This is a genomic window from Pseudomonas sp. Marseille-Q5117, from assembly GCF_946901175.1.
Classification (GTDB): Bacteria; Pseudomonadota; Gammaproteobacteria; order Pseudomonadales; family Pseudomonadaceae; genus Aquipseudomonas; species Aquipseudomonas iranensis.
This window is the reverse complement of the sequence record NZ_CAMPPP010000003.1, coordinates 442,012-468,732: the sequence shown is the minus strand read 5'-3', so window position 1 is coordinate 468,732 and position 26,721 is coordinate 442,012. Positions and strand designations below refer to the sequence as shown.

Below are 26,721 nucleotides of genomic sequence, written 5' to 3'. Positions count from 1 at the left end.
CTCCACTCAAGCGTAGGACAGAGCCTTTTCAGCCAGCAGTTCCTGATACAGCTCTGTCCACTTGCGACCCATCTCATCGGCGGTGAACAACTGCCGATAGCGCGCTTCGGCTTTGACGCCCATCTCGGCAGCAAGCGCAGGGTTTTCCCAGAGCGTACGCATGGCTTCACGAAAGGCCTGTGGATTGCTCGGCGGCACCACCAGTCCGGTTTCGTTGTGGATATTGATGTAACTGGTGCCGGTGCCGATTTCGCTGGAGATCATCGGTTTGCCGTACATCGCGCCTTCGAGCAACGAGATACCGAAAGCCTCGGAGCGCAGGTGCGAAGGAAACACGATCGCGTAACTCAATTGCAGCAACGCCACCTTGTCCTCGTCACTCAGACGGCCGAGAAAGTGAATATTGCGCAGGCCCAGCGCGGCGGCCTGTGCATGCAGTTCTTGCTCCAGCGGACCGGCACCGACGATCACCACGGGATAATCGATGTCTTTGAGCGCATCGAGCAGTATGTGCAGCCCCTTGTAATAACGCATCACCCCGACGAACAGAAAAAACTTATCCCCAAGCTGTTGGCGCCAGCGGTTCATGCGTTCGGTATCGCGCTGTGGATAACCTGCTTTATTCAGGCCGTAGGGGATAACGCGAGTTTTGTCCTGAAACTGCTGCAGCACATCGCTGGTGTGCAGATAGTTCGGCGATGCAGCAACAATGCGGTCGGCGCTGGCGAGGAAGCGATTCATCAGTGGCCGATAGAGCTTGAGCAGATGCTTCTGGCGAATGATGTCCGAGTGATAGGTGACCACGCTCGGCTTGTTCACGGCGCTGGCGAAATGCACCAGGTCCATGAATGGCCACGGGAAGTGATAGTTGATCACGTCGGCTTCGGCGGCCAGCTCACGGAACTGCTTGAACACGCTCCAGGAAAAACCGGTCGAGGCGAACTGAATATCCAGCTTCGCCCGATGTACTTCGTGCTGGCCCAGTTGCACCACGGGCGGTGTCGGATCGGTGCTGAGGGTCAGCACTTGCCCATCAATGCCATGCTGGGCGCCGCTTTCGCACAACTGAAAGATGACTTGTTCGATGCCGCCGACCGAATCGGGCAGGTACGTCTTGAAGAAATGAAGAACGCGCATTCAACCTCCCATGGCCTGGCGATAGGCACCGGCCGTAGCCTGTGCACAACGTTGCCAGGAAAAAAGCCGCGCCTGCTGCAATCCTGCTTCGCGGCAGGCCTGCCAATGCTGCGAGTCGTCAAGCAGACGGCTCATTGCATCGCGCAGGCCCTCGGCATCGTCCGCTTCAATATAGTTGCCAGCCGCACCGGCCACTTCCGGCATCGCCGAAGAACGGGTGGTCACCACCGGCGTGCCACTGGCCATGGCTTCCAGCACCGGCAAGCCAAAGCCTTCATACAATGATGGAAATATCAGCGCCCGGGCGCCGGCCAACAGTTGCGCCAATTGCTCATCGGGCAGATAGCCGAGCAGGCACACGTGGCCGCTGGCCAATGCCTGGCGCAGTGGCTCGTTGAACTGCTCGCGCTGCCAACCGGCCATGCCCGCAATCAACAAGGGAAAGCGCTGGCGCACAGCGTCTGGCAGCAGGGCGTGGGCCTGCAACGCCAGGCTCAGGTTCTTGCGTGGCTCGAGGGTGCCGACACAGAGGAAATATTCCCGTGCCTGGACAGCGTGAGCCTTGAGCACACTGTCGATTTCCTCAAGTGGCCGAGGACGGAAGCGTTCGGCCACACCCAACGGCGCCACCACGAATCGCTGTGCAGGGAGATTGAAGTAGGCCTGCGCCTCGTCAGCGATCGCCTGCGAATCGGTCAGAATGACCCGCGCCTGCTCCACGCCCGCGGCCAGACGACGTTCGATTTCCCTCAAACGTGCTGGTGGCTGGGTTTCTGGAAAATGCAGGTGCGTCAGATCATGCAGGGTGATCACGGTCGGGCCGTCGAAGGCCAGGGGCCACAGGCTCGGCTCGTGATAAAGATCGAGCCCTTGTGCACGCCCCTGATCAAAACGTTTCTGCTCCAGCCAGCGGCGTGCCTGATAGGCCCCGGGAATTTGCCGCAGCAATGGCGTCATGCGCGAGTAGCCGGGCATGGCTGCGGCCGGCAGGGCCGAACTCCAGCCCCATCCGTGAAACAGGCTTACGTCCACATCGGGTTCGCTGCGCAAGGCGTTGACCAGTTCGGCGACGTAGTGGCCAATGCCGGTGCGCGGTGCTTGCAGGATGCGGGCGTTAAGAGCAATGCGCATGCGGCCTCGCTTGCACGCGCGGGGCCTGCTGAACATGGGCAAGGCTGCGTGTCGCCAACTGCTCACTGGCCTCGCGCCAGCCGATCCAGCGCCAGTCAGCGACGTCGCGGGCAGCAGGGAACTGTCCGCTGCGTTGATAGGTTTCGATCAGATCGGCAAGGCTTTGTGGATCCAGCAGATCGAAATACGCCATGAACTCGCCACCGATTTCGCGGAATACCGCGATGTCGCTGCCCATCGCTGGCAAACCGCGCTGCATGGCTTCCACCAGCGGCAGGCCGAAGCCTTCAACGAACGAGGGGAAGACCAGCGCGCTGGCCTGCGTGTATGCGTATTCCAGGCTGGTGTCGCTCAGGTCATTGAACATGAACAGGCGCCGATTCAGTTCCGGATGATTGCGGATTCGCTCGAGCAGCGCGTCGCATTTCCAGCCGATACGCCCGGCGATGCACAAGCTTGCCGTCGAGCCGGCAGCCCAGGCGCGTTCGAAGGCGTCGAGCAGGTACCCATGGTTCTTGCGCGGCTCGATGGTGCTGACCATCAGAAATACCGGGCCGGATGCAGCGAACAGATCCTTGAGGCGTGGTTCGATCGTTGCCGCGCCGTGATGCAGGTCGAGCTCGGACCCCAGATAAAAGTAATCGAACCAGCGCTTTTCAGACTGCTCGGCACCGATTCTGCGTTGCAATTCACCACGCACCTGATCACGCACCGTGGCGGAAATTGCCATGTAGCCGTCAGCTGTGCGGGTAATCCAGTCGAACCACTCATTGAAAACTTCGACCAGACGCGTGTCGTAAAACTGCGGATGCGTCAGCGGAATCAGATCGTAGATCACCGCGATCATGCCGACGCCGTCGCGTTTGAGCTGCTCGACATGGGCGAAAAGTCCGAGTGCCAGGATGAATCCAGCAGCACCAGTTGATCGCCCGGGTGGTGTTGAAGCGGCGAGCAACGTTTAAGCAGCTGCCTGCGATTGATCCGTCTGACCAGCCGAATCGGCAGGCCGAGCACGGCAAACTGGGTCAACCGATAGCTGACATAAAGGAGCCGCCGTGCCAGTTTCGAAGTGCCTAGCGCATCGCGGCGCTGATGCCATTGCCCGAAGCGGTGGGCGAGGCGCTCCAGGCGTTCACCGAAGGTTTCGAGGCTGTTCCAGAATGGTGTATCGAGTGGCGCCAGTTGCAACACGCGATAGAGCTGGCCATTGATCACCACCACTGGCATGCACTCGACGCCTTCAGCGCTGGCGGGCAGCTGCTTGATGACGTTGCGCACCACGCGCTGGATCCCCGAATTGACCTTGGGGTGTTTGAATACGTGAGTGCATTCAACCAGCAGCCGGGTCATGGTGTGTGCTCGACGTGGCTGACTTCGGTATGACGGCTGATTGTGGTCTGCGCATTCAGCCATGAGCAGCCGACGAAATCTTCGCGTCGATTGTTGATGACATGAAACACCAGACCGAAGTCTCGCCATTCGAAGTTTCGATCCAGATGCGAGTCCAGCCTCGACAGGCTCAGCGCTACGGAATAGTTGCCTTTTCCAAGGCCCATCACAAACGCGAAGCGATAGTTGATGCGCTCACCGGCGCGCAGATTTTCCAGCGCTTGGTTCTGGCGATGGGTATTGATCCCATACATGGGCTGGCCGAGACGATCCTTGATCATGAAACCGAGCACCAGCCTCTCGATGTCCTGACGTACCTCGACGTCCACTGCCAGGACCACTGGCTGGCCGACTTCGGCGGCCTCGATCAAGCGCTCGGATTCGTCGAGCAGGCGCACCCGCACAATGCCGGCTTCACCGGTACCCGACACGGTCTGCACGTGGCCGCCACTGAGCATTTCCTGGCGCACTGTCTGGCCCTCGCGCTCGGCGAGCAAAGCGTTGTAATAATCCATTACGGCTTCAGGCCTGTCGTGCATGGCCAGACGGCCACCATCAAGCAAGATCGCGGTATCGCAGATCGACTGAATCGCCGAGCGGTCGTGGGACACGATCAGCAAGGTTGTGCCAGCCTCGCGAAAGCTGCGGATGCGCTCAAAGCTCTTGTGCTGGAAATACGCATCCCCGACAGACAACGCTTCGTCGACGATCAGAATATCGGGGCGGCGAGCGGTGGCGACGCTGAACGCCAGACGCATCTGCATTCCACTGGAATATGTACGCACCGGCTGATCGATCGCCTCGCCGATTTCCGCGAAGCTCTCGATTTGCGACATCAAGGCGTTGATTTCTTCAAGTTGCATGCCGAGCAATTGCCCGGCCATCACGGCGTTTTGCCTGCCGGTAAAGTCAGGATGAAAGCCCATCCCCAGTTCCAGCAATGCGGCGACCCGGCCGGTCAACTCAATGGTGCCGCAGGTTTGTCGGGACGTGCCGGTAATCATCTTCAGCAGCGTACTCTTGCCTGCGCCATTGACTCCGACGATGCCCACGGCCTGGCCCGCAGGTATTTCGAAGGTCAGGTCCTTCAATACCCAGTGTGGGTTGTGCCGCAATCGGGAAAAGGGAATCAGCCATTCGGCCAGACGACTCCAGCGACTGGGGTATTGTTTGTAGGCTTTGCCCAGCCCGGTAACACGGATATGTCCCATCAGAGTTCATCCACCATTTCACCGACTCGCTGGCGGAACAGGCGCAGTCCGATTGCGCAGAAGACCGCGCCGATCATGAATGCCGGCAATAGTGAACTCCAGGCTGGCCACTGGCCGTAAAGGAAGACATTCTGATAGCTGGCAATCAGGTTTGTCAGAGGGTTGAATCGCAGCAGACTTTGCAGCCACTCCGGCAAAATGGTGATCGGGTAGACGATCGGTGTCAGCCAGAACCAGAACTGCAGGCAGATGCCGAACAGCTGGCCGACATCGCGAAAGAATACGTTCAATACGCCAAGGACCATGCCCAGCCCGGCGCAGAACATCATTTGCAGAGCAATCAGCGGAATCAGCGCCAGCAAAGCCATTCCCGGCCAGCGCCCGGTGATCAGCAGAAAACCGAGAAACAGACTGATGATGATGGCGAAATTGATCCCGGCGTTGATCAGGACGATCACCGGCAGGCAGATCCTCGGGAAGCTGATTTTCTTCAACAGATTGGCGTTTTCCAGAAACATGTTCTGACTGCGCAGGGTGATTTCCGAAAACAGCCCCCACGCCAGCAGACCGGCGCACAGATAAATGCTGTAGGCCATGCCGTCATCCACACCGGGCAAACGGGCACGCATAATGTGGGAGAAGATCACGGTGTAAACGATGATCATCGACAGCGGATTGAAGATCGGCCATAGGGCACCGAACAGCGAATTGCGATAACGCGCTTGAAACTCGCGCTGCACGCTACCGAGGATGAAGCCACGGTAGCCATGCAGCGAGCGGTACAGGGAAAGCAGCATTCAGACCGTCCTGCCGTATTGATCTTCGAAGCGAACGATATCGTCTTCGCCCAGGTATTCGCCGCTCTGCACTTCAATGATCACCAGATCGATCACCCCGGGGTTCTCCAGGCGATGCTTGTGGCCGGCAGCAATGAACGTCGATTCGTTCTTGGCGACCAGAGTCGTGCCGGAACCGTTGTTGGTGACCTTGGCCATGCCTTCGACCACCACCCAGTGTTCGTTGCGGTGATGGTGCATTTGCAGCGACAGCTTGCCGCCGGGTTTGACCACGATGCGCTTGATCTTGAAGCGCGGGCCTTCCTCAAGCACGGTGTAAGTGCCCCATGGCCGACTGACCGTACGATGCAGGCGATAGGCTTCGTGGGACTTGTCCTTGAGTTGCTTCGCCACGCGGCGTACATCCTGCGCACGGTCGGCATGGGCCACCAGCACCGCGTCGGCGGTATCGACGATGATCAGGTTATCCACACCGACGGTCGCCACCAGCCGGCCTTCGCTCTGCACGAAGTTGTTGTGGCTGTCGATGAAGATCGCTTCGCCGCTGGCGCGGTTGTTGTTGGCATCGGCGGGAGTCAGCGCGGCGACCGCGCTCCACGAACCGATGTCGCTCCAGTCGAAACCGGCAGGCACTACCACGACTTTTTCCGAGCGCTCCATCAGCGCGTAATCGATGGAGATGTCGGTGATTTCGGCAAACAGCGTTGGCGACAGCTCCTGTTGCAGGCAGCCAACCGTTTCCACCGGTGCGCTGACGGCCATGCAGGCGCGGGTCTGTTCCAGCAACTCGGGTGCGTGCAGTTGCAGTTCGGCAATGAGCGTCGCGGTGGTGAAGCAGAACATCCCCGAATTCCACAGGAAGTTGCCGCTCTCCAGGTAATGCGTGGCGGTCTGCAGGTCGGGTTTCTCGACGAAACGCTGCACCTTGGCCGCACCCTTGGCGTCCAGCGGCGCCCCGGTCTCGATATAGCCGAAGCCGGTTTCCGGGGCGGTCGGAACCACGCCAAAGGTCACCAGATAACCGTCCTTCGCCAGATTCAATGCGTGCTCGACCGCACTCTTCAAGGCGTCCTGATTGACGATCAAGTGATCGGCCGGCATCACCACCATGATTGCGTCGTCACCATGCAGCGCCTGCAATGACAGTGCTGCCGCTGCGATCGCCGGTGCGGTGTTGCGCCCGCTCGGCTCCAGCAGAAAGTGCCCGCGATGGCGCGACACATGCGCCGCGCAGTAGTGATCCTTGCTCTGGAAGTAATACTCGCGGTTGGTCACCGTGACGATGTCGCCCCAGCCGTCCAGCAACGCCGCCGCACGCTGGTAGGTCTTGCCCAGCAGCGACTGGCCGTCGGGCAGGGTCATGAACGGCTTGGGGTGGCCCTCGCGGGACACCGGCCACAAACGGGTGCCGGCACCGCCGGACAGAATCACCGGAATCAGCATGGCCTACTCCTTGGCGACGCGTTTCATGTCCGCATCCATCATCATGCGGATCAAGGTATCCAGGTCGGTTTTCGGTTTCCAGCCCAGCACACGCTGGGCCTTGGCCGGGTTGCCGAGCAGCACTTCGACTTCGGCCGGGCGGAAGAACGCCGGGTCGATCTTCACGTAATCGCGGTAGTTAAGGCCAACGTGATCGAAGGCAATGCGGCACATTTCGCGCACGGTGGTGGTGATGCCCGTGGCGACCACGAAGTCGTCGGGTTTGTCCTGTTGCAGCATCAGCCACATGGCCTCGACGTAATCGCCGGCAAAGCCCCAATCGCGTTTCGCGTCGATGTTGCCCAGCGCCAGGTCCTGCTGTTTGCCCTGCTTGATGCGCGCGGCGGCGTCAGTGACCTTACGGGTAACGAATTCGATGCCGCGCAGCGGTGATTCATGGTTGAAGAGGATGCCGCTGCTGGCGTGCAGGTTGAAGCTTTCGCGGTAGTTGACGGTAATCCAGTGGCCGTAGAGCTTGGCCACGCCGTAAGGGCTGCGTGGGTAAAACGGGGTGTTCTCGTCCTGTTGCTCAGCCTGGATCAGGCCGAACATTTCGCTGGTCGAGGCCTGATAAAACCGTGTGTGCGGGCTGAACTGGCGGATCGCTTCGAGCAGGTGTGTCACGCCCAGCCCATCGACGATGCCGGTGGTCACCGGTTGATCCCACGAGGCGGCGACAAAACTCTGTGCGGCGAGGTTGTAGACCTCGTCCGGTGCCGACTTGATTACCGCACGCTGCACCGAACAGGCGTCCGCCATGTCGCCGTCGAGGTAGACGATATCGGCTTCGATACCCGTCTCGCGCAGGCGCCAGCGTGAATCGCTGCTGCGCCGGGCGACGAGGCCGTGAACCTTGTAACCCTTGTCCAGCAGCAGTTTGGCCAGATAGGCGCCGTCCTGGCCCGTGATCCCGGTAATCAGTGCACTTTTTGTCATTGTTGTCGTACTCGCATCTCCCAGTCGGACAGGATCGCCCGCAGGGATTGTTGTGTGGTGGTGGCTGGCGCCCATCCTGTGGCGCTGGCCAGTTTTGCGTGACTGCCGCAGACACGGCGCTGGTCGGCGCGCCGCATGCGCGCCGGATCCGCCACCAGTTCTACGTCGACTTCGGCCAGATCGGCCAATTGCTCGATCAGGCTGCGAATGCTTTGCTCGCGGCCCGAGCAGATGTTGTAGACCTGCCCGGGTGTGCCGTTTTCCAGCAGGGCGAAATACGCTGCGATCACGTCGCTGACATCAAGAAAATCCCGCGTAACGTCGATATCGCCGACTTGCAATTGCGGCGCTTGCAGACCCTGTCTGATACGGCAGATCTGCCGGGCTGCGCTGGCGATGACGAAGCTGTCTTTCTGCGCGGTGCCGATATGGTTGAACGGACGCGCCACCAGCACTGCCCAGCCTTCACTCAGGCCCCATTGCAAACTGAGGAACTCCGCTGAAAGTTTGCTCACCGCGTACGGATTGCGCGGCAGCGGCGGTTGTTGCTCGGTGATTGGCAGATGCTCTTCGGCGACTTGCCCGTAAACGTCGCCGGAGCTGACGTACAGGAAAGTGCCGGAAAAGCCGCGCGCCTTGAGCGCCTGCAGCAGGTTGAGGGTGCCGAAAAGATTGATATCGAAGGTGCGGGCCGGGTCACGAAAGGCTTCCGGCACGAAGGTCTGGCCGGCCAGATGAATGACTGCATCCGGCAACTCAGGCCAAAGGTCGATGAGGCTGTCGGCGTTCGTAAGGTCGTAGGCCGATGCGGCAGGCAGCAGCTCCCACGACGAGCCCGGCGACGCCAGACGAGACTGAATGTGTTGTCCCACGAAGCCGCTGAGGCCCGTGACGAACAGACGTTTTTTCAAACAGCGACCCCTTGGTCATGACTCGCGCCGCTTTCCTTGCACGCTTTGAGGAAAGCCCTGTCAGACCGGAGGAAACATCCGGTGAAACAGCAGGCGAAGCCGTTGTTGTAGTTGTTTGGTTGCCAATCTGTGCCAATTGCTCGGCAATTTCAACCGGGCAAACCGTGACTGATCAGTTCTCGTCAGCATAGTCCGATTTATTCTCGCCCGGCGGTTCCCGGACTCGCGATGGATGTGTTTAGAATGGCCCTCATCACGCTTGCCAGGGATGTTCCGGCTCGTTGTGCGAAAAGGTGAGACCGACCACTAAAACAAGAACAAGACGAGACTTGAGACGAAGAACCGAGATCGATCAGGTTCTACGCTTGGCCGTCACTAGGGTGAAGCTGCCGGGAAGGCGGTTTCATTGTGGAATGCCATGAATTTCATTCTTTATTCGGACATCAACGAACACTCCATCAGGGAAAGTCTCGGCCATCCCGACGCCAGTTATTACTTCGTATTGAAGGCTTACCGTTCATTGCTCGAAACTGTCGGGCTAGTTCATGTGGTGAGTACTGTCGCAGAGGTTGACCCGCTTTTTCGGCAGTTACGCGCCGTCGGCCAAGAGAGTGTTTTCCTCTCATTCACCCGACCACAAAAAACCGCGATTGACCTCCAGTGCCCGACCATTTGCGTCGTGACCTGGGAGTACGATTCGATTCCCGATGAACAGTGGAGCGATGACCCGGGTCATGACTGGACGCGCATGTTGGCAAGGCATGGCCGCGTGATCACGCTGTCCAGCCATACCGCCAGAGCGATTCGTCGCTCGATGGGAGAGGATTTCCCTGTGCTGGTATTGCCCGCCCCACTCGGAGAGGAGCTTGCGTCCATCGGTAAGCAGCACCTCAGCACACCGGTCAACACAGGTACGACGTTGACACTCAAGGGGTGCATTTTCGATTCCCGCCAGATGAATCTGCATCCGGATAATCTGCTGCCCAAGCCGCTCACCGCCGAAGAGCTGGCGGAAATTGAAGCTCAGCTGGAGGCCTCGCGACCACCACCGCTGACGTGGAAACGACGCTTCGTCATCGCAAAACATTACCTGCGCCTGTGGCTGCTCAATGCCGGGCATGATCAGACACCCCCGGTGCCGCGGGTGTGGTTTTTGCAGAATTGGTACTGGGAGGGGATCCGCGATTTGCTCCGGCATTCCTGGCATGACTGGCTTGCCAGGCATCTGCCCGGCATCGCCGGTCCTCAACCTTTGCCAGTGGCAGTGCAACCGCCACCGCGAGATATGCCGGACACCTCATTGCAGGTTCAAGCCGAGGTCAACGGTGTCGTCTACGTATCGGTGTTTCGCCCGGAGGACGGGCGTAAGAATTGGCTGCAGATCCTCACCGCTTTCTGCGCAGCTTTTCGTGACACGTCCGACGCCACACTGGTAATGAAATTTACCCAGAGCGACCTGGCGGCCGTCTATGCACACTTGATGACGCCACTTGCGCAACTGGCGCCTTTTTCCTGCCGGGTCGTGATGATTCACGGTTACATGGACGATGCGCAATATGCGCGGCTTTACCAGTCGGCGAGTTTTTACGTCAATGCTTCGCATTGTGAAGGTCTGTGCCTTCCGCTGATGGAATTCATGGCCTGCGGCAAGCCGGTGATCGCTCCCGACCACACGGCGATGCAGGACTATATCGATGAGTCCGTGGCGTTCGTAGTCGAATCCAGCGTTGAGGCGTGCACGTGGCCCCACGACCCGCGCATGCTGTTTCGTGCGCATCGTCACCGGCCAGACTGGGGCTCCTTGAAAAAAGCCTACGAAGACAGTTACCGGATGGCCACGACACAGCCTCAGGCTTATCAGCGAATGTCGTTGGCTGCCGCGCAGCGCATGGAGCATTTCAGCGCGATCGCGGTTCTGCAAAAGCGCGTCGAGGATTTTTTCGGGCTCGAACTACAGTCCGGTCACGTTGCCCAGGTCACGGATAACGCCCCATGCTGATCATCATCCATTCGGAAACCAACCAGCACACCATCAGCCGCAATCTGGGGCGCTCGGAGTACAGCTATTACTTCGTGCTCAAGGAGTATCGGCCAGTGCTCGAACGTCTGGGTCGGGTGATCGAGGTCATGGACCCGAACAGCGAAGTCGATGCGTTGTATGCAGAGTGCCAGTCACGTGGCGAGCCTTGCGTATTTCTGTCGTTCTCGCCACCGCATCGCACCCCGGTGCATCTGGCGTGTCCGACCTTGCCGGTCTTTGCCTGGGAGTTCAGTACGATTCCCGATGAGCCATTCGCTGGCGATCCGCTGAACGACTGGCGCACAGTACTTGCCGCCTGCGGTGCCGCGATCACGCACTCCAGTTACACGGTCGATGCCGTGCGCAAAGCGATGTCTGTCGAGTACCCGATAGTCGCCGTCCCCGCGCCGGTTTGGGATCGGTTCGCAGCGCGCGGCGTTCAATTGCAGGGGCAGCCGGACGTCGATTCAGTACGGCTGAAAATCAAAGGCCTGGTGGTCGACAGTCGCGAGATCGCCTTGGATGCTTTCGCTCCTGTGCCGTTGCGCCGTGGTCGTGGAATCGATTTCCTCGCGCCGGTCACCGAGCAAGAGCTGGTGCTTGAAGGTGTGGTGTACACCTCGGTGTTCAACCCCCGGGACGGGCGCAAGAACTGGGAGGACATGATCAGTGCCTTCTGTGCCGCTATGCGGGAAAACGCTGATGCAACCCTGGTGCTGAAACTCACCCATCACGATGCTGAAGAAGCCCTCACCGACATCCTCCATCACCTTTACAAGAATCAGCCTTATCGCTGCCGCATCGTGCTTATCTACGGCTATCTGGCAGACGCGGATTACGAACGTCTGGTGCAGGCGACCCGTTACGTCGTCAACACTTCCTACGGCGAAGGCCAGTGCCTGCCGCTGATGGAATTCATGTCGTGCGGCAAGCCGGCGGTGGCACCGTGCACCACGGCAATGATCGACTATATGAATACCGATAACGCTTTTCTGATCGAGGCAACCGAGCAATTCACGGCTTGGCCTCACGACCCGCGTTCGGCCTATCGAACCTTGCGCTACGCAACGAGCTGGGCTTCGATCTGCGCCGCTTACACTGCCAGTTACGACGTCGCGCAAAACGATCTCCAGCGTTACGCCACCATGTCGGCACAGGCTGTCGTGAGTCTCGAGGCGTTTTGCAGTCAAGCGGTGGCCGAGCAGCGATTACGGGCGTTTCTGGCGAGCCTGCTGCAAGTCCGCGCCGAAATGGCGACGGAGGTTATCGGCGCATGATTCGCAGATTGCTTCATCGATTGTTTGCCCAAGCGCAATCTTCGCAACCGCCACCAGTGGCTGAACCGATAGCGGAACCGGTGACTGAGTCGACACCAGACGCTGAACCCGAGCCTTTATTTGTCTGGTCGCCCCGCGATGTCGGTTTACGTGATGCCGTGCTGGACGGCTGGTTTCTCAATGACAGCGGCGAATTGCTCAAGGGCTTTTCCATTACGCCTGACGACACCTTGCTCGACGTCGGTTGCGGCGAGGGCGCCGCAACATTGTTTGCCGTACGCCAGGGCGCATCGGTGATTTTCACCGACAGTGAACACGACAAAGTGCGCGAGCTGGCACGGCAGGTCGAAGACCGCAGCACCCGGCCGCATCTGGGACTGGTCAGCAACACCTTGCCGTTACCGTTGGCCGACGGCTGCGCCAGCCGTGTCGTGTGCATGGAGGTGCTGGAGCACGTCGACGAACCCGAGGCGTTCATGGCCGAACTGGCGCGTATGGGGCGTCCCGGTGCGTTGTACCTGCTCAGTGTCCCCGCCCCGGTTGGCGAGCACTTGCAAAAAGGTATCGCTCCGCAGAGTTATTACCAGTCGCCCAACCACGTGCAGATCTTCACTCCAGAGCGCTTTGCCGCACTGGTCGAAGACGCCGGACTGATCATTGAGCATCGGCAGGCGACGGGGTTTTTCTGGGTGATGGGGATGATCTTTTTCTGGGCCAGCGAAAAAGCGGCCGGCAAGGATCCGGGCGGTGCGGTGCGTGATCGGATCCACGCGCCTTTTCCTCATCTGATGGGTGGGTGGGCGAGAACCTGGGAAGAGATGCTCGACCGGCCCGACGGACTTGCGATCAAACAGGTGCTTGACCAGTTCATGCCCAAAAGTCAGGTGATCATTGCGCGTAAACCGCTGGATGCGGAGATGCCGGATGAGCAGTAAACGCATCATGGACATCGAAGTGCTGCGTGCCATTGCCGTGCTCGGAGTGCTGTTCCATCACCTGGCGGGCAATCTGTTCCGCGATCCGGTGCCATTGCTCGATGCCATTCATGCTTGGGCACAACCCTGGTGGGGCGTTGACCTGTTTTTCGCCATTTCCGGCTTCGTAATTGCCCGCAGCCTGATTCCTGCGCTGCGTAATTGCAGCACCCGTCAGCAATACTGGGAACAAACGCGCAATTTCTGGCTACGCCGCGCTTTTCGCCTGCTGCCTTCGGCCTGGCTGTGGCTGGCCCTGGTGCTGCTGATGTGCATGTTTTTCAATCGCTCCGGGGCGTTCGGCACGCTGCAGGCCAATCTGCAGGCGACGCTCGCAGGAGTGTTGCAGTACGCCAATTTCCGCTTTGCCGATGCGTTCTTCCGCTACGAATATGGCAGCAGTTTCGTCTACTGGAGTCTGGCCCTGGAGGAACAGTTTTATCTGTTGTTTCCGTTGCTGATTCTGCTGTGCCGAAGACATTTGGTCTGGGTGCTGCTGGCGCTGGTCGCAGTGCAACTGCTGGCGGTGCGAACGCCGCTGCTGATGGTCGTTCGAACCGACGCGCTGGCCCTTGGCGTACTGTTGGCAATGTGGAGTGCTCAACCGAGTTACCGGCGTTGGCAGCCACTGTTTCTGAGTCGCAACGGGGCCGGAATCTCAGCGCTGATTGTCGTCGCAACGCTGATGAGTTACCTGGCCACCGATGGATTTTCCGCGAGTCACTTTCGCGTTGGCGCTATCGCTTCATTGAGTGCCTTGCTGGTGTGGGTCGCCTCTTACAATCAGGATTACCTGTTATCGGCCGGGCGCTTGCAGCAATTGATGGGATGGGTGGGCAGTCGGTCATACGGCATCTACCTGATTCATATTCCCGTGTATTTCCTGGTACGTGAAGTTACTTTCCGTTTGCAGGAAGCGGGCCTGCCGAGTCCTGCAGATCATCCAGTCGTCGCCTTGCTGCTGGCGTTCGGATTGATTGCGCTGCTCAGCGAATTGAATTATCGCTTCATCGAAATGCCTATGCGCAATCGCGGTACTGCGCTCGTACAACGTCTTGGTACGTCTCGAACGCCTAAGACGTCTTCTGAGGCGGCGTTCTGATCGACTCATCACGGCGTGAGGGAGCAGGCTCGCTCATTCCGTGTTTTGTGTAACCTTGCAGCCCTGTGGTTTCAGGGATTTTCAAGGTATGCGGTTTATTGCGGGTCTGATCTTTAGCGTCTTGCTGGCAGGTTGCGAGCAACACGTCGCGCCGGCCCTCGACCAGCAACTCTACGTCTGGCAACGCCAATGGACACCTGCGCATGAACCGGCATTGCGCGACAGTCGCCATGATTTCTCCACCCTGCGCGTACTGGCATTGCAGGCCTTTCCCGGCGAGCGGTGGCGCAGGGCACGGGTTGATCCGGCGTTGTTGAAAGCTGATGGTCGCGCTCTGATCGCAGTGATTCGCCTCGATGGCCAGTTGCAGTCGCTGGACCAGCAGCAGGTCACCGAGCAGATTCTGCAGGTCATTGCCGATTGGCAAGCGCAAGGTCTCACGCTGAACGGTATCGAAATCGACCACGATGCCGGCAATGCACGGCTGCCGGCGTACGCTGAATTCCTCAAACATTTACGTGCGGCCTTGCCGCCATCGTTGCCTTTGAGCATCACCGCGCTACCGGCCTGGCTCGATAGCGCGCAGTTGCCGGCGCTGTTGCGAAGCGTCGACAGCAGCGTGCTGCAAGTCCACGCCGTGAGCGATCCGCGGCTGGGTCTGTTCGATCCCGAGCAGGCGTTGAAATGGGCCAAGGCCTGGGCACGTATCAGCGACAAACCGTTCTATCTGGCGCTGCCGGCCTACGGCGTTGCGCTGTTGAGCGATGACGGTGGCGCGCCGGTAGTGGAAAGCGAAGTGCAACTGGAGCGCGGCGGGCAGCGCCGGGAGTTGCTCGCCGATCCGCAGCAACTCAGCCAATTGGCCAAGACTTTGCGCGAGGATCCGCCCGAGCATCTGGCCGGGCTGATCTGGTTTCGCCTGCCGCTGGCCAACGATCGTCGCGCCTGGAGCCTGACTACTTTACGCGCGGTGGCGCGGGGCGATGTGCTGGACAGTCATCTGCATCTGTCATTCATAGAGCAGGGCGGACTCTATGACATCCAGCTCGAAAACCACGGCAATCTCGACAGCCCCTGGCCCGCGCAAATCTCGCTGAAGGCGCAGGATTGCGCAGGCGCCGATGCGCTCGCCGGTTACTCGTTGCAACAAAGTGCCAATCTGCTTACCTTCACCCGCCTGCGTGACGGTCGCTTGCCGGCGGGCGGACAGCGTGCTGTCGGTTGGGCGCGTTGTGCACATATCGATCAAGGAGGTTCGCATGTTGACCCGTAACTGGCCCCGCCATCTGCTTTGCCTGAGCCTCAGCCTGCCGCTGGGGTCGGCGCTGGCCTGCGGCCCGGACTTCCCGATGCGCCTGCTCGACAACCGCGCGCAGACCTTGGCCGATCTGCCCGAAGGCAGTTTCAGCTTCGAAATCAGTCGCCTCGGTAAAACCATTGCCGGGCTGAAAAATGTCACAGCGGCGACCCATAACCCCAACGACTATGCCGAAGACAACGCGGCTGAGCTGGCGCGCGAACAGGCTGAGCAGGTGGGCCTGAGCGCCGAGCAATACGCTGTGGTCAAGCGCCTGCGCGGGCTCAGCGATGCCCATCAGGCCGAGGAACAGGGCGCCGGTCTGCCGGTGGAAATCCGTTTGTACGTCGCCGGCGCGGTGGCCTTTGCCACCGGCGATCATCAATTGGCCACGGAGTATTTCAACAAGGTGCTGGCGCTGCCGGCAGACCAGCGCCCGTTGCGCAGCACGTGGGCGGCGTATTCCCTCGGGCGCATCGCCTTCGCCATGAGCAACGAGGCGCACGATCGCATCGAAGCGCTGGAAGAAGCGCGCGATGCCTTCCGCCAGGCCCGGCAACTGAGCATCGACGGCTTCAGCGATCCGCTGGAACTGGGCGTTGCCAGCCTCGGTGAAGAGGCGCGGGCGTTGCGCAGCGCGGGCGACTGGAGCGGCGCCATCGAACTGTACGAAGCACAGAACCTGCACGATTCGGCCGTCGGTTACACCTCGCTCAAGCAACTGATGAACGAGCTGGCCGAATTGCCGGAACCTCAGCTGGCCAAACTGCTGCAGCAGCCAGCGGTGCAGCAACTGGTCACGGCATCGCTGGTCAGCCGTCAGGGCTGGTCTTTCGGTGAGCAGCCGCCGAATGAAAAGAAACTCGTCACACTCTTGCAAAACAGCACCCGTGGCAGCCTCGACAATGCCGATCGACTGGCGGCGATGAGTTATCAACAGGGCGACTACGCGTCTGCCAAGGCCTTTCTGGTAAACGCCGGGGAAGGCGGACTGGCCTGGTGGCTGCGGGCAAAACTGGCAGTGCGTGACGGCGACACGACTGCCGCTGCCGCCGCCTACGCCAAAGCCGCCCAGGCCTTTCCACAGAATGAAGACTGGGGCTATCGCCGCACGCCGGACTGGGCGTTTGAAACGGTCCAGCCAAAATGCCGGGTCGACGGCGAAAGCGCGATCCTGGCGCTGCAACGCGGCGAATACCTGCAAGCGTTCGTGCAGCTGTATCGCAGCAACAGCCTTTACTGGTTCGATGCCGCCACCGTTGCCGAGCGGGTGCTGACAGTCGATGAGCTCAAGCAGTACGTCGATGAGAATGTGCCGGCGCCGCCGCCATTGACGCAGCAGGAGCGCGACAACTATGTGCCGCTGTCGGTGGCCGCCAATCTGCGCAATCTGCTCGGTCGGCGCTTGCTGCGTGAGGGCCGTTACGAGGAAGCGGTCGGTTATTTCGCCAGTGATGATCTGCAACACAAGGCCCGGCTCTATGGCGAGCAACGGCTCAAGGCCGAGTCGGCGTGGTGGCCGAGCAAACGCGCCAGTGCGTTGTACAACGCCGCGTGGACGGCCCGGGAGTGGGGCATGGACATCCTAGGTTATGAGATGGCGCCTGATTACGCCACCTTCGGCGGCAATTACACGCTGGAGAGCACGAAGCTGGATGTCGGCCCGCTGATTTCAGCGGCGGAAGTGCAGCGCCAGCAGGCCAGCGCCGCGCAACCGGATCTGCGTTATCACTATCGTTTTGTCGCCACGGCACTGGCCAGTCGCGCCGCCGATAATTTGCCGCACACCAGTCAGGCGTTTGCTGCGGTGTTGTGCAATGCCGCCGGCTGGAACAGCAGCCTTGAAGACCAGAGTGCGCTGTATCAGCGCTACGTCAAGGAAGGCCCTTATGTGCCGTGGGCGCAAGACTTCGGCAATCAATGCCCGTATCCGGACTTCGAAAATGCCGACAAGCGCTACGTCACCCAGGTGACCGATGCCGTGCGTGAAACACTGCGGCCGTACAAGTGGCCGGTGCAGATCGTCGCGGTCATGCTGGTCGCTGTTGCTGCGCTACTGCTGATCACCCGTCGTCAGCGCAAGGTGCGCAAAGGCTAGGCCTGTTGAATGAAGCTCAGGCGTACGGCGAAGCCAATCAACAGACTGCCGAACAGCCATTGCTGAGCGCGCTGGGCGGTTGGACTGTGTTGCAGCCAACGGCCCAGTGCCGCGCCGGTCATGGCGACAACACTGTCGAACAGCAGGCCGACGCTGACCAGCACCAGGCCGAGCATGGCGAACTGTGTCAGCACCGGCGCGCCGCCGCTGACGATAAACTGTGGCAACAGTACCGAGCAGAACAGCAACGCCTTGGGATTAAGCAGGTTGGTCAGCAAACCGCGACGGATCGCACCGCGCCACTGGCGGTGGGCAGGTGCCTGCTCTTGGGCTTGCAGGCTCGGCACCAGCGAGCTGCGAAAACACTGGATGCCGATCCACATCAGATAGGCCGCGCCGGCGATGCGCACGACGTCAAACGTCCACGGCGCCGTTTTGAACAGCGCCGCTAGCCCCAATGCCGCCAGTGCCACGTGGCAGGCGCGGGCGATGGCCAGGCCCAGCGCGGTGGCCAGCGCCGCAGCTCGACCTTGCCGCGCACCGGTTTGCAACAGCAGGATCATATCCGGTCCCGGCAGTAGCAGAACCACAGCCAGCGTCAGAACGAACAGCCACAGACTTGCCACATCACACCCCCTTTCGTTGTTGATTTGCTCGGGCCAGTCTAGAGCGAGAGGGCAGGGCAGGTGCTTGCGTAGTCGGCTTCAATTGTCCACAGCTTTGGCATAACCTGCTGGTTTTCAACCGTCAGACTATCGGGATCTGCCAAAGATGAAACTCGACGCCTATGACCGCAAGATTCTCGCCGCGCTGCAACGCAACGGGCGCTTGAGCAATGTCGAGCTCGCGGAAGAAATCGGCCTGTCGGCTTCGCCGTGTCTGCGCCGGGTGCGCATGCTGGAAGAGGCGGGGGTGATCCGAGGCTACCAGGCCAATCTGGATCGAGATGAAGTCGGGCTGGGGCTGACGGTGTTTGTCGGGGTCAAGGTTGAGCGGCACAACGAAGAACGCGCCGAGGCTTTTTATGCGGCCGTCACTGCGTTGCCTGAGGTGGTCTCAGCGTTTCTGGTGTCCGGCGAATCGGACTTTTTGTTGCAGGTAGTGGTGCCTGACTTGCGCGCTTATGACCGCTTTGTCAGCGGCCATCTGCTCAAGCTTCCGGGTGTGAGCGATATTCGCAGCAACTTTGCCATTCACACAGTGAAAGCGCCGGGGGCGTTGCCGTTGGGGCATCTGCCGCTGTAGACCGGGTGGCGCCATTCGCGAGCAGGCTCGCTCCCACATGGGGAACGCATTCCAAAGTGGGAGCGAGCCTGCTCGCGAAGACGGCGGCAAGGTTTGGAACCTACATCTGCGTCGCCATCCCCTCGACATTCATCGCTGCCTGACGCAACGCTTCCGAACGCGTCGGGTGCGGATGGCAGGTCAGGGCAATGTCCTCGGCTGACGCGCTGAATTCCATCGCCACGCAAAACTCACCGATCATTTCGCTCACGCTCGGCCCGACCAGATGCACGCCAAGCACCTCGTCCGTGCGCTCGTCGGCGAGGACTTTGGCGAAGCCCTCGGTTTCGTGATTGATCTTCGCCCGGCTGTTGGCAGTGAAGGGAAACTTGCCGACCTTGTAGGCGCGGCCCTCGGCCTTGAGCTGTTCTTCGGTCTGGCCGACGCTGGCCAGCTCCGGCTGGGTGTAGATGACGTTGGGGATCAGCGCGTAATTCACCTCGCCAGCCTTGCCGTGAATCTGTTCGACGCAGGCCATGGCCTCGTCTTCAGCCTTGTGCGCGAGCATCGGGCCGGACGTGACGTCGCCGATCACCCAGACCCCGGCGGCTTCGGTGCGATGTTGCTTGTTGGCGAGCATGCCGCGTTTGTCGGTACTGAGGCCGACGTTCTCCAGCCCCAAGCCCTGGGTGTACGGCCGGCGCCCGATGGCCACCAGCACATAATCGGCTTCGATCAGCTCAGCCGTGCCACCGGCGGCAGGCTCGACGCTCAGCTGCACGCCTGTGGCGGAGCTGGTGGCACTGGTGACCTTCGAGCTCAGTTTGAAGGCGATGCCTTGCTTGCTCAGCGCGCGCTGCAAGGTCTTGCCGGCCTCGCCATCGACGCCGGGGCAGATGCGATCAAGGTATTCGACCACGGTGACCTGCGCGCCGAGTCGGCGCCATACCGAACCCAGCTCCAGGCCGATTACCCCGGCACCAATCACTACCAGATGTTTGGGCACTTCACTCAACGACAGCGCGCCGGTGGAATCGAGGATGCGCTGGTTGTCGATCTCGACGCCAGGCAGGGGAGTGGGCTCAGAACCAGTGGCAATAATGATGTCCTTGGCGCTGAGTTCGCTCTTGTTGCCTTGGGCGTCGGTCACCGTCACTTTGCCCGGGCCGTCGATATGGCCCCAACCCTTGATCCAGTCGACCTTGTTCTTGCGAAACAGAAATTCGATGCCCTTGGTCAGGCCGGCGACGCTTTCGTCCTTCTGCTTCATCATCTGCGCAAGGTTCAGCGTCGGTTTGACCTCGATGCCGAGATTGGCAAACTCCTTGCCCACCGCAGCGGCGTACAGCTCTGAGGCGTGCAACAAGGCTTTGGACGGCATGCAACCGACGTTCAGGCAGGTGCCGCCGAGGGTCGCACGTCCTTCGACGCAGGCGGCCTTGAGCCCGAGCTGGCCCGCGCGGATCGCTGCGTTATAACCGCCGGGGCCACCGCCCAGAATCACTACGTCATAGTTGCTCATGCGCTTGCTCCAGATTGCTCGATGGGGATAGCCAAGATTAGTCGCGATAAAAATTATGTGCGTAATATGAGCTGCGCCGAACATTTCGGTCAAGGCTTCAGGCAAGCGACAGCTGCGGCATCCTTGAATAAGCGTAATTGTGTACGAATATTTCACAGTTTGCGTTATATCGTAACGCTATGAACGCAGAGCCTACATTTTCGGGGTGTTATGCAAGTCGATCTTGAGTTGGACGCCACGCCAGTCAACGGATTGCCGCGCTTTCAGCAAGCAGCTGCGCAGTCACGCGAATTACGTCGGCTGGCTTATGGACTTGGCGCATTGGTCGGTTTGGGCTGGGTGCTGGCGTTTTTCGTCGGCCTGTTTGCGCCGCAGTCCCTGTGGTTGCCGTTGTTGGTCAATCAGAGCGCGGCGTTGCTGGTGCTGGTCGCCGGTCTGCAATCGGCGTGGTGGGTGACGCACTGGCGCGCGCGGGTGATGCATCCGCCAGCTTCGCAACCGACCGTTGTGGAGGAGGGCGCTGCAGCCGAGGGCTGGTACGAAAGGCTGCTGGAGCGATTGAGTCAGCAGAGCCGCCATCTGCTTGGACAAATCGGTGCGCCGACGTTGTGGCTCGGCGGCTGGGCGTTGCTGGTTCTGCTTGGTATTGAGCAGGTGTGGAATCTCACGTTGCCTGCGGCGGCCTTGGGGCTGTCGGCGAGCATCGGTGGGGCATTGGCGTTGTTGCTGGCGTTTGCCCTGCTGGTGCTGGAGCGGCAACTGGCGCAGGAACCGCCGGCGCAATGGCCGGAAGCGGCTGCGCTGGCACAACTGACCCGGGTGGTGATCATCACCCTGTTGGTCGGTGCGCTATGTCTGTTGTTTGTCAGCGAAAGCGCAGTCTGGCCGGTACGCGTAGCGGTGCTCAGCGCAGTCGTGCCAATGTTGGTTGCCGGCGAACTGCTGTTGCGCGCGTTACTGTCTGTCTTCAGCCCGCGGCGTGAACAACTCGAACCGACCCTGCTGGCGCGCAGTTTTATCGCCGATATGCTGCGCTGGCCGCCGCAGCCGTGGCTGGCGTTGCAGCATGAAATGCACAATCGGTTCGGCATCGATCTGCGGCAGATCTGGGCCTTCAGTTACATGCGCCGGGCCTTGTTGCCGGTGTTGGCAGTGGTCGCCCTGAGCGGTTGGCTGCTGACCGGCGTACATGAAATTCCCCTGCACGGTCGCGGCATCTACGAGCGCTTCGGTAAACCGGTACAGGTGTTCGGCCCGGGTTTACATGCCGGTTTGCCCTGGCCATTGGGGCGTGTGATCTCCGTTGAAAACGGTGTGGTTCATGAACTGGCAACCAGTGTCGGCGACAAGCCAATCGCCGTGCAGTCCGACTCCGCTGAAGGCCCGGCGCCGCTGACCGCCAACCGTTTGTGGGACGCCAGCCACGTTAATGACAAGTCCCAGGTCATCGCCAGCAGCCGCGGCGCGCAACAGGGCCTGCAAATCGTCAATATGGACGTGCGCTTCGTTTATCGCATCGGTTTGAACGACGAGGCGGCACTCGCCGCGACTTATAACAGCGCCGATGTACCGACACTGATTCGCAGCACTGCCAGCCGCATCCTGGTTCACGATTTTGCCTCGCGCACCCTCGACGGTTTGCTCGGCGACGACAGGGCAGGGCTGGCCGAGGAAATCGGTCGCGCAGTGCAAAGCGATCTGAACAGATTGAACAGTGGCGTGGAAATCCTCGCCACAGTCGTCGAAGCGATTCATCCACCGGCCGGCGCGGCGAATGCATATCACAGTGTGCAAGCGGCGCAGATCGGCGCGCAGGCGTTGATCGCTCGTGAACGCGGGGCGGCTGCGCAGGCCACTAACGAGGCGCAGTTGCAGGCGAGTACGGCGCGGGATCAGGCTACGGCCAATGCGCGGGAGATCAATGTAGCCGCGCAAACCGCCGACCTGAAATTCAGCGCCGAACAGAAAGCCTTCGCCAGTGCTGGCCAGGCCTTCGTGCTGGAGCAATATCTCAGCCAGCTCAGTCAGGGCATGAGTAAAGCCAAGTTGGTGATACTCGACCATCGAATCGGCGGCAGCGCAAATGCGCCAACCATCGATCTGCGTACTTTCACACTGCCGACTGATCCGTCGTCCCCCCGCACCACCGCTCAACCAGGAGCCACCCATTGAGCCAGTCGCCTGTTCATGACGTTCAAGACCACAGCGGCCACGATCACGGCCACGGCGGGCATCACCATCATCATGGTCATCACCACCATCACGGCGAGGTGCCAGAAGTTGGACCATTTCCCTGGCGGCGTATGGGCTGGGCTGCGTTGCTGGTAGCGTTTGCCATTGCCGCCGCGAGTCTGGTGCAAGTGCGCTCCGGTGAAGCCACGGTCATCACCCGTTTCGGTAGTCCGTCGCGGGTCTTGCTCGATCCCGGGTTGAATTGGCGCTGGCCGGCACCGTTCGAAGCGGCGATCCCGGTGGACTTGCGTCTACGTACCACCTCAAGTGGTTTGCAGGACGTCGGCACCAAGGATGGTTTGCGCATCATCGTTCAGGCCTACGTCGCGTGGCAGGTGCAGGGTGATCCTGAACACGTGCAGCGTTTCATGCGTGCCGTGCAGAATCAGCCGGACGAAGCAGCGCGGCAGATTCGCACCTTTGTCGGCTCAGCACTGGAGACAACGGCCAGCAGTTTCGATCTGGCCAATCTGGTCAACACTGATGCCAAACGAGTGCGCATCGGCGATTTTGAAACGCAGTTGCGTCAGCAGATCGATCAACAGTTGCTCGCTACATATGGCGTGCGCGTGGTGCAGGTCGGCATCGAGCGGCTGACTTTGCCCTCGGTCACGCTCAGCGCCACGGTCGACCGCATGCGTGCCGAGCGTGAAACCATTGCTACCGAACGCACGGCTGTTGGCAAACGCGAAGCGGCGCAAATCCGTTCCGCCGCCGAGCGCGATGCGCGAATCGTCCAGGCTGATGCGACGGTGAAAGCCGCTGACATTGAAGCGCAATCGCGAGTCGAGGCTGCGCAGATTTATGGTCGCGCCTACGCCAGCTCGCCGCAGCTTTACAACCTGCTGCGCTCCCTCGATACCCTCGGCACCATCGTTACGCCGGACACCAAATTGATTCTGCGCACCGATGCCGCACCTTTCCGCGTATTGGTCGACGGCCCACCGACGCTCGACAACAAAGCCGGATCGCAGCCATGAGCGAAGAAGTTCCACGTGGAACACATGCGTTGAACAGTCCGTGGATCCAGGCCGGACGTCTGACCTTCATCGCCCTGTATGCGATCACCGTGTTGGCGGCGCTGGCATGGGCGTTCTCGAATGTCCGGCAGATTGATCCGCAAAACCGCGCCGTGGTGCTGCACTTTGGCGCGCTGGATCGCGTTCAGAATGCCGGGCTGTTATGGGCGTGGCCGCAACCCTTTGAGCAGGTGGCTCTGTTGCCGGCGGCTGACCGGGTGATCGAGCGTCGAGTGGAAAATCTGTTGCGCAGTGACGAAGCGTTGAAGGCTGACCGGGTGGCGTCCTTCGCCACGCCATTGAGCGATGCACTCGCCGGGTCTGGTTATTTATTGACCGGCGATGCCGGTGTAGTGCAACTGGACGTGCGGGTGTTTTACCAAGTCTCCGATCCGTACGAATTCGTGTTGCAAGGCGAGCATGTGCTGCCAGCTCTCGATCGGCTAGTGACGCGCAGCGCCGTGGTCCTGACCGCCGCGCGAGATCTCGACACCATTCTGGTCGCTCGCCCGGAATTGATCGGCGCCGACAATCAGGCGGCCGAGCGCCGTGAGCGATTGCGCGGTGATCTGGTGCAAGGCATCAACGCGCGTCTCGCTGAACTGAAGGCGAGCGGGCAGGGCATCGGCATCGAGGTGTCGCGGGTGGATGTGCAATCAAGTCTGCCGGAGCCGGCGGTCAGTGCCTTCAATGCGGTTCTGACCGCCAGTCAGCAGGCTGACAAAGCTGTGGCTAACGCGCGCACCGATGCCGAGAAACTTACCCAGTCGGCCAACGAACAGGCAGACCGCACGCTCCAGGTGGCTCACGCGCAGGCAGGCGAGCGTCTTGCAAAAGCCTCGACCGATACCGCAACCGTCTCGAGTCTGGCTACGTCTGCCGACCCGCAAATGCTCCTGCGTCTGTATCGCGAGCGCATACCGAAGATCCTTGATCAGGCCGGGTCGGTCACCACCGTCAATCCGAAAGACGATTCCCGGTTGATCATTCAAGGAGCCAGTCAATGACGGCGACCACCGCTGCTCCGAGTCTCTTGTCCTCGGCCGAACAACGTCGCGCCGCGCGCCAATTGACCCTGGCGATGCTTGCGCTCGGGTTGCTGGGTCTGGGTTTGCTCTGGCGCTGGATGCTCCCGGAGCAAACCGGTGTCAGCCAGTTGCTGCTCGGTTTCGCCTCGTTGCTGGTAGCGGTTCCGGTGATGCGTTCGGCGTGGTACAGCCTGCGTTACCCAAGCCTGCACGGCATCACCGATCAATTGATTGCGCTGGCCATGCTCGGCGCCTGGGCGACCGGCGATCTACTCACCGCGGCGTTGTTGCCAATCATCATGATCTTTGGCCATGTGCTGGAAGAGCGTAGCGTCATCGGTTCCCAGGAAGCGATCAATGCGCTTGGCCGGCTGACCCGCAGCCATGCGCGCAAGCTGCAAGCGGACGGTTCGATCATCGAAGTGGACAACGGCACGCTCAGTGCTGGCGATATTGTCGAGGTGCGGGCCGGTGATCGGGTGCCGGCGGACGGTCGTGTGTTATCAGGGCAGGCGAGCCTTGATACCGCTTCGATTACCGGTGAGTCAGTGCCGGTAGAAGCTGGCGTCGGCATGCTGGCGTTTGGCGGCGCGATCAACCTCGATGGATTGCTGCGCGTCGAAGTCACCCGCACCGGTGACGAATCCACCTTGGGCAAAGTCATCGCCCTGATGCAAAGCGCCGAGCGCTCGAAACCGCCGATCACGCGATTGCTAGAACGCTATGCCGGCAGCTACATGGTGCTGGTCTTGTTGCTGGCGGCGGTGACCTGGTTCGTCACCCATGATGCACAGGCGATGCTCGCGGTATTGGTGGCGGCGTGTCCGTGTGCGTTGGTGCTGTCGGCGCCGGCCACGGCGATTGCCGGTGTCGCCGTCGCCGCGCGTCACGGGATTCTGATTCGCAGCTCGGCGTTCCTCGAAGAACTCGCCGATCTGACCTCGCTGGTGGTCGACAAGACCGGCACGCTGACGTACGGCACCTTGCGTTTGCAGTCGATCGACAGCCTGGATGCGGACACCGCCGAAGTGCAGACACTGGCCGCCAGTCTTGGCGCGGCAAGCAGTCATCCGGTGAGCCGAGCACTCGCTGGGCTGGTTGATCAGGAAGCGTATTGGCCTCTGACCAACATCCATGAGCGCCAAGGCCTGGGCGTAGTGGCGACGACAGAGAAGGGCGAAGCTGCGCTCGGTCGTCCAGAGTTGTTCGCGCAACTGGGTATCACAACCACCCTTGTTCCTGAGCACGATGGCCCGATTGCCGGCCTGGCTTTGAACGGTGCATTCCTCGCCTGGCTTTTGCTCGCCGACAGCATCAAACCGGAAGCGGGCTTTGCCTTGAGCGAATTGCGTGAACTGGGGCTGGGACGCCAGCTCCTGCTGACGGGCGATCGCCAGAGCGTTGCGCGAACGTTGGCGCTGGAAGTCGGGCTGAACGAAGTCCAGGCGCAAGCGCTTCCGGAGGACAAACTCAATCGCGTGCTCAAGGAAATCGATCACGGCTTTCGTCCGATGGTGGTAGGCGACGGCATCAACGATTCACTCGCGCTCAAGGCCGGCGTGGTCGGCGTGGCGATGGGCGCTGGCGGGACCGACATTGCTCTGGCGTCAGCCGACATCGTGTTGATCGGCAGCGATCTGCGTCGCCTCGGTACTTGCGTGCGCTTGAGTCGTCAGTGCCGGCGTACTTTGCAGGTCAACGTGATTATCGGCCTCGGCTGGACGCTGGCCATCGTGGTCTTCGCGGCGTTCGGCTGGCTTGGTGCGGCCGGGGCGATGATCGCGGCGCTGCTGCATAACCTGAGCACCCTGTTGGTGTTGGGCAACGCCGGACGTTTGCTGCGCTTTCAGGAGCCATTGCTCAGGCTCGACCCTCGGGATAAATGAAAGAAAATTCATCGAACCGCCGAGTGCGCAGGCAGTCATCTATCGTAA

General features: G+C 60.6%; 20 protein-coding genes and 1 pseudogene. 11 read left to right on the top strand and 10 right to left on the bottom strand.

The window, feature by feature from the left end; translation table 11 throughout:
- Positions 1–6: 6 nt before the first annotated feature.
- The 8 genes and pseudogenes from OC605_RS08010 to OC605_RS07975 all read right to left on the bottom strand — a co-directional run bounded on the left by OC605_RS08010 (position 7) and on the right by OC605_RS07975 (position 8,994).
- On the bottom strand, positions 7–1,137 hold the full coding sequence (locus OC605_RS08010; protein ID WP_262136648.1) for a glycosyltransferase family 4 protein: 1,131 nt from the start codon (positions 1,135–1,137) through the stop codon (positions 7–9).
- Entirely contained in the window at positions 1,138–2,268 is a 1,131-nt protein-coding gene (locus tag OC605_RS08005; RefSeq protein WP_136493242.1) for a glycosyltransferase family 4 protein, read from the bottom strand.
- Positions 2,252–3,618: pseudogene (locus OC605_RS08000) on the bottom strand (glycosyltransferase family 4 protein). Before OC605_RS08000 ends, OC605_RS08005 begins: the two are co-directional and overlap by 17 nt.
- The gene (locus OC605_RS07995; protein ID WP_262136647.1) at positions 3,615–4,868 is read right to left on the bottom strand and encodes an ABC transporter ATP-binding protein; all 1,254 of its coding nucleotides are present in this window, start codon (positions 4,866–4,868) and stop codon (positions 3,615–3,617) included. The pseudogene OC605_RS08000 and the gene OC605_RS07995 overlap by 4 nt, the downstream one beginning before the upstream one ends.
- On the bottom strand, positions 4,868–5,665 hold the full coding sequence (locus OC605_RS07990; protein ID WP_186568713.1) for an ABC transporter permease: 798 nt from the start codon (positions 5,663–5,665) through the stop codon (positions 4,868–4,870). The genes OC605_RS07995 and OC605_RS07990 overlap by 1 nt, the downstream gene beginning before the upstream one ends.
- Entirely contained in the window at positions 5,666–7,108 is a 1,443-nt protein-coding gene (locus OC605_RS07985; RefSeq protein ID WP_262136646.1) for a mannose-1-phosphate guanylyltransferase/mannose-6-phosphate isomerase, read from the bottom strand.
- A 3-nt stretch (positions 7,109–7,111) separates the two neighbouring features.
- On the bottom strand, positions 7,112–8,083 hold the full coding sequence (gene gmd, locus OC605_RS07980; RefSeq protein ID WP_186568717.1) for a GDP-mannose 4,6-dehydratase: 972 nt from the start codon (positions 8,081–8,083) through the stop codon (positions 7,112–7,114).
- On the bottom strand, positions 8,080–8,994 hold the full coding sequence (locus tag OC605_RS07975; RefSeq protein WP_186568719.1) for a GDP-mannose 4,6-dehydratase: 915 nt from the start codon (positions 8,992–8,994) through the stop codon (positions 8,080–8,082). The genes gmd and OC605_RS07975 overlap by 4 nt, the downstream gene beginning before the upstream one ends.
- Before the next feature lie 418 nt (positions 8,995–9,412).
- Here OC605_RS07975 and OC605_RS07970 point away from each other — a divergent pair, with 418 nt between their 5' ends.
- The 6 genes from OC605_RS07970 (at position 9,413) to OC605_RS07945 (ending at position 17,762) form a co-directional block, all read left to right on the top strand.
- Positions 9,413–10,993 (top strand): glycosyltransferase family 4 protein, encoded by a 1,581-nt coding sequence (locus OC605_RS07970; protein ID WP_262136645.1) that lies wholly within the window; start codon positions 9,413–9,415, stop codon positions 10,991–10,993.
- On the top strand, positions 10,987–12,291 hold the full coding sequence (locus OC605_RS07965; RefSeq protein WP_262136644.1) for a glycosyltransferase: 1,305 nt from the start codon (positions 10,987–10,989) through the stop codon (positions 12,289–12,291). The genes OC605_RS07970 and OC605_RS07965 overlap by 7 nt, the downstream gene beginning before the upstream one ends.
- Entirely contained in the window at positions 12,288–13,226 is a 939-nt protein-coding gene (locus tag OC605_RS07960) for a class I SAM-dependent methyltransferase (RefSeq protein ID WP_262136643.1), read from the top strand. The genes OC605_RS07965 and OC605_RS07960 overlap by 4 nt, the downstream gene beginning before the upstream one ends.
- Positions 13,216–14,367: an acyltransferase family protein gene (locus OC605_RS07955; RefSeq protein WP_262136642.1), complete on the top strand. Its 1,152-nt coding sequence runs from the start codon at positions 13,216–13,218 to the stop codon at positions 14,365–14,367. Before OC605_RS07960 ends, OC605_RS07955 begins: the two co-directional genes overlap by 11 nt.
- A gap of 88 nt (positions 14,368–14,455) precedes the next feature.
- Complete coding sequence (locus OC605_RS07950; protein ID WP_262136641.1) at positions 14,456–15,640, top strand: DUF3142 domain-containing protein; 1,185 nt, start codon at positions 14,456–14,458, stop codon at positions 15,638–15,640.
- Positions 15,627–17,762 (top strand): hypothetical protein, encoded by a 2,136-nt coding sequence (locus OC605_RS07945; protein ID WP_262136640.1) that lies wholly within the window; start codon positions 15,627–15,629, stop codon positions 17,760–17,762. The genes OC605_RS07950 and OC605_RS07945 overlap by 14 nt, the downstream gene beginning before the upstream one ends.
- Here OC605_RS07945 and OC605_RS07940 read toward each other — a convergent pair.
- Complete coding sequence (locus OC605_RS07940) at positions 17,759–18,388, bottom strand: LysE family translocator (RefSeq protein WP_186568733.1); 630 nt, start codon at positions 18,386–18,388, stop codon at positions 17,759–17,761. The two genes, OC605_RS07945 and OC605_RS07940, sit on opposite strands and share 4 nt — an antisense overlap.
- A 145-nt stretch (positions 18,389–18,533) precedes the next feature.
- Between OC605_RS07940 and OC605_RS07935 the strand changes: the two genes are divergently transcribed.
- Positions 18,534–19,007, top strand: coding sequence for an Lrp/AsnC family transcriptional regulator (locus OC605_RS07935; RefSeq protein ID WP_041476556.1), 474 nt, complete (start codon positions 18,534–18,536; stop codon positions 19,005–19,007).
- Positions 19,008–19,107: 100 nt separating this feature from the next.
- On the opposite strand, the gene lpdA is transcribed toward OC605_RS07935, so the two are convergent.
- Positions 19,108–20,508, bottom strand: coding sequence for a dihydrolipoyl dehydrogenase (gene lpdA / locus OC605_RS07930; RefSeq protein ID WP_122612806.1), 1,401 nt, complete (start codon positions 20,506–20,508; stop codon positions 19,108–19,110).
- A gap of 210 nt (positions 20,509–20,718) precedes the next feature.
- Between lpdA and hflK (OC605_RS07925) the strand changes: the two genes are divergently transcribed.
- The 4 genes from hflK (OC605_RS07925) to OC605_RS07910 are packed head-to-tail and all read left to right on the top strand — an operon-like array spanning position 20,719 to position 26,673.
- Positions 20,719–22,680, top strand: coding sequence for a protease modulator HflK (gene hflK / locus OC605_RS07925; RefSeq protein WP_262136639.1), 1,962 nt, complete (start codon positions 20,719–20,721; stop codon positions 22,678–22,680).
- Positions 22,677–23,720, top strand: a complete 1,044-nt coding sequence (gene hflC / locus OC605_RS07920; protein WP_262136638.1) for a protease modulator HflC — start codon at positions 22,677–22,679, stop codon at positions 23,718–23,720. The genes hflK (OC605_RS07925) and hflC overlap by 4 nt, the downstream gene beginning before the upstream one ends.
- Entirely contained in the window at positions 23,717–24,766 is a 1,050-nt protein-coding gene (gene hflK / locus OC605_RS07915) for a protease modulator HflK (RefSeq protein ID WP_262136637.1), read from the top strand. The genes hflC and hflK (OC605_RS07915) overlap by 4 nt, the downstream gene beginning before the upstream one ends.
- Positions 24,763–26,673: a cation-translocating P-type ATPase gene (locus OC605_RS07910; RefSeq protein ID WP_262136636.1), complete on the top strand. Its 1,911-nt coding sequence runs from the start codon at positions 24,763–24,765 to the stop codon at positions 26,671–26,673. The genes hflK (OC605_RS07915) and OC605_RS07910 overlap by 4 nt, the downstream gene beginning before the upstream one ends.
- The last annotated feature ends 48 nt before the right edge of the window (positions 26,674–26,721 follow it).

Excerpts from the sequence above, each read along its gene's own strand:
- OC605_RS07960 (WP_262136643.1), top strand. The coding sequence starts at position 12,288 with ATGATTCGCAGATTGCTTCATCGATTGTTTGCCCAAGCGCAATCTTCG.
- OC605_RS07945 (WP_262136640.1), top strand. The coding sequence starts at position 15,627 with ATGTTGACCCGTAACTGGCCCCGCCATCTGCTTTGCCTGAGCCTCAGC.
- lpdA (WP_122612806.1), bottom strand. The coding sequence starts at position 20,508 with ATGAGCAACTATGACGTAGTGATTCTGGGCGGTGGCCCCGGCGGTTAT.
- OC605_RS07910 (WP_262136636.1), top strand. The coding sequence starts at position 24,763 with ATGACGGCGACCACCGCTGCTCCGAGTCTCTTGTCCTCGGCCGAACAA.
- OC605_RS08010 (WP_262136648.1), bottom strand. The coding sequence starts at position 1,137 with ATGCGCGTTCTTCATTTCTTCAAGACGTACCTGCCCGATTCGGTCGGC.
- gmd (WP_186568717.1), bottom strand. The coding sequence starts at position 8,083 with ATGACAAAAAGTGCACTGATTACCGGGATCACGGGCCAGGACGGCGCC.
- OC605_RS07985 (WP_262136646.1), bottom strand. The coding sequence starts at position 7,108 with ATGCTGATTCCGGTGATTCTGTCCGGCGGTGCCGGCACCCGTTTGTGG.
- OC605_RS07965 (WP_262136644.1), top strand. The coding sequence starts at position 10,987 with ATGCTGATCATCATCCATTCGGAAACCAACCAGCACACCATCAGCCGC.
- OC605_RS07950 (WP_262136641.1), top strand. The coding sequence starts at position 14,456 with ATGCGGTTTATTGCGGGTCTGATCTTTAGCGTCTTGCTGGCAGGTTGC.
- hflK (WP_262136639.1), top strand. The coding sequence starts at position 20,719 with ATGCAAGTCGATCTTGAGTTGGACGCCACGCCAGTCAACGGATTGCCG.
- OC605_RS08005 (WP_136493242.1), bottom strand. The coding sequence starts at position 2,268 with ATGCGCATTGCTCTTAACGCCCGCATCCTGCAAGCACCGCGCACCGGC.
- OC605_RS07990 (WP_186568713.1), bottom strand. The coding sequence starts at position 5,665 with ATGCTGCTTTCCCTGTACCGCTCGCTGCATGGCTACCGTGGCTTCATC.
- hflK (WP_262136637.1), top strand. The coding sequence starts at position 23,717 with ATGAGCGAAGAAGTTCCACGTGGAACACATGCGTTGAACAGTCCGTGG.
- OC605_RS07955 (WP_262136642.1), top strand. The coding sequence starts at position 13,216 with ATGAGCAGTAAACGCATCATGGACATCGAAGTGCTGCGTGCCATTGCC.
- OC605_RS07970 (WP_262136645.1), top strand. The coding sequence starts at position 9,413 with ATGAATTTCATTCTTTATTCGGACATCAACGAACACTCCATCAGGGAA.
- OC605_RS07995 (WP_262136647.1), bottom strand. The coding sequence starts at position 4,868 with ATGGGACATATCCGTGTTACCGGGCTGGGCAAAGCCTACAAACAATAC.
- OC605_RS07935 (WP_041476556.1), top strand. The coding sequence starts at position 18,534 with ATGAAACTCGACGCCTATGACCGCAAGATTCTCGCCGCGCTGCAACGC.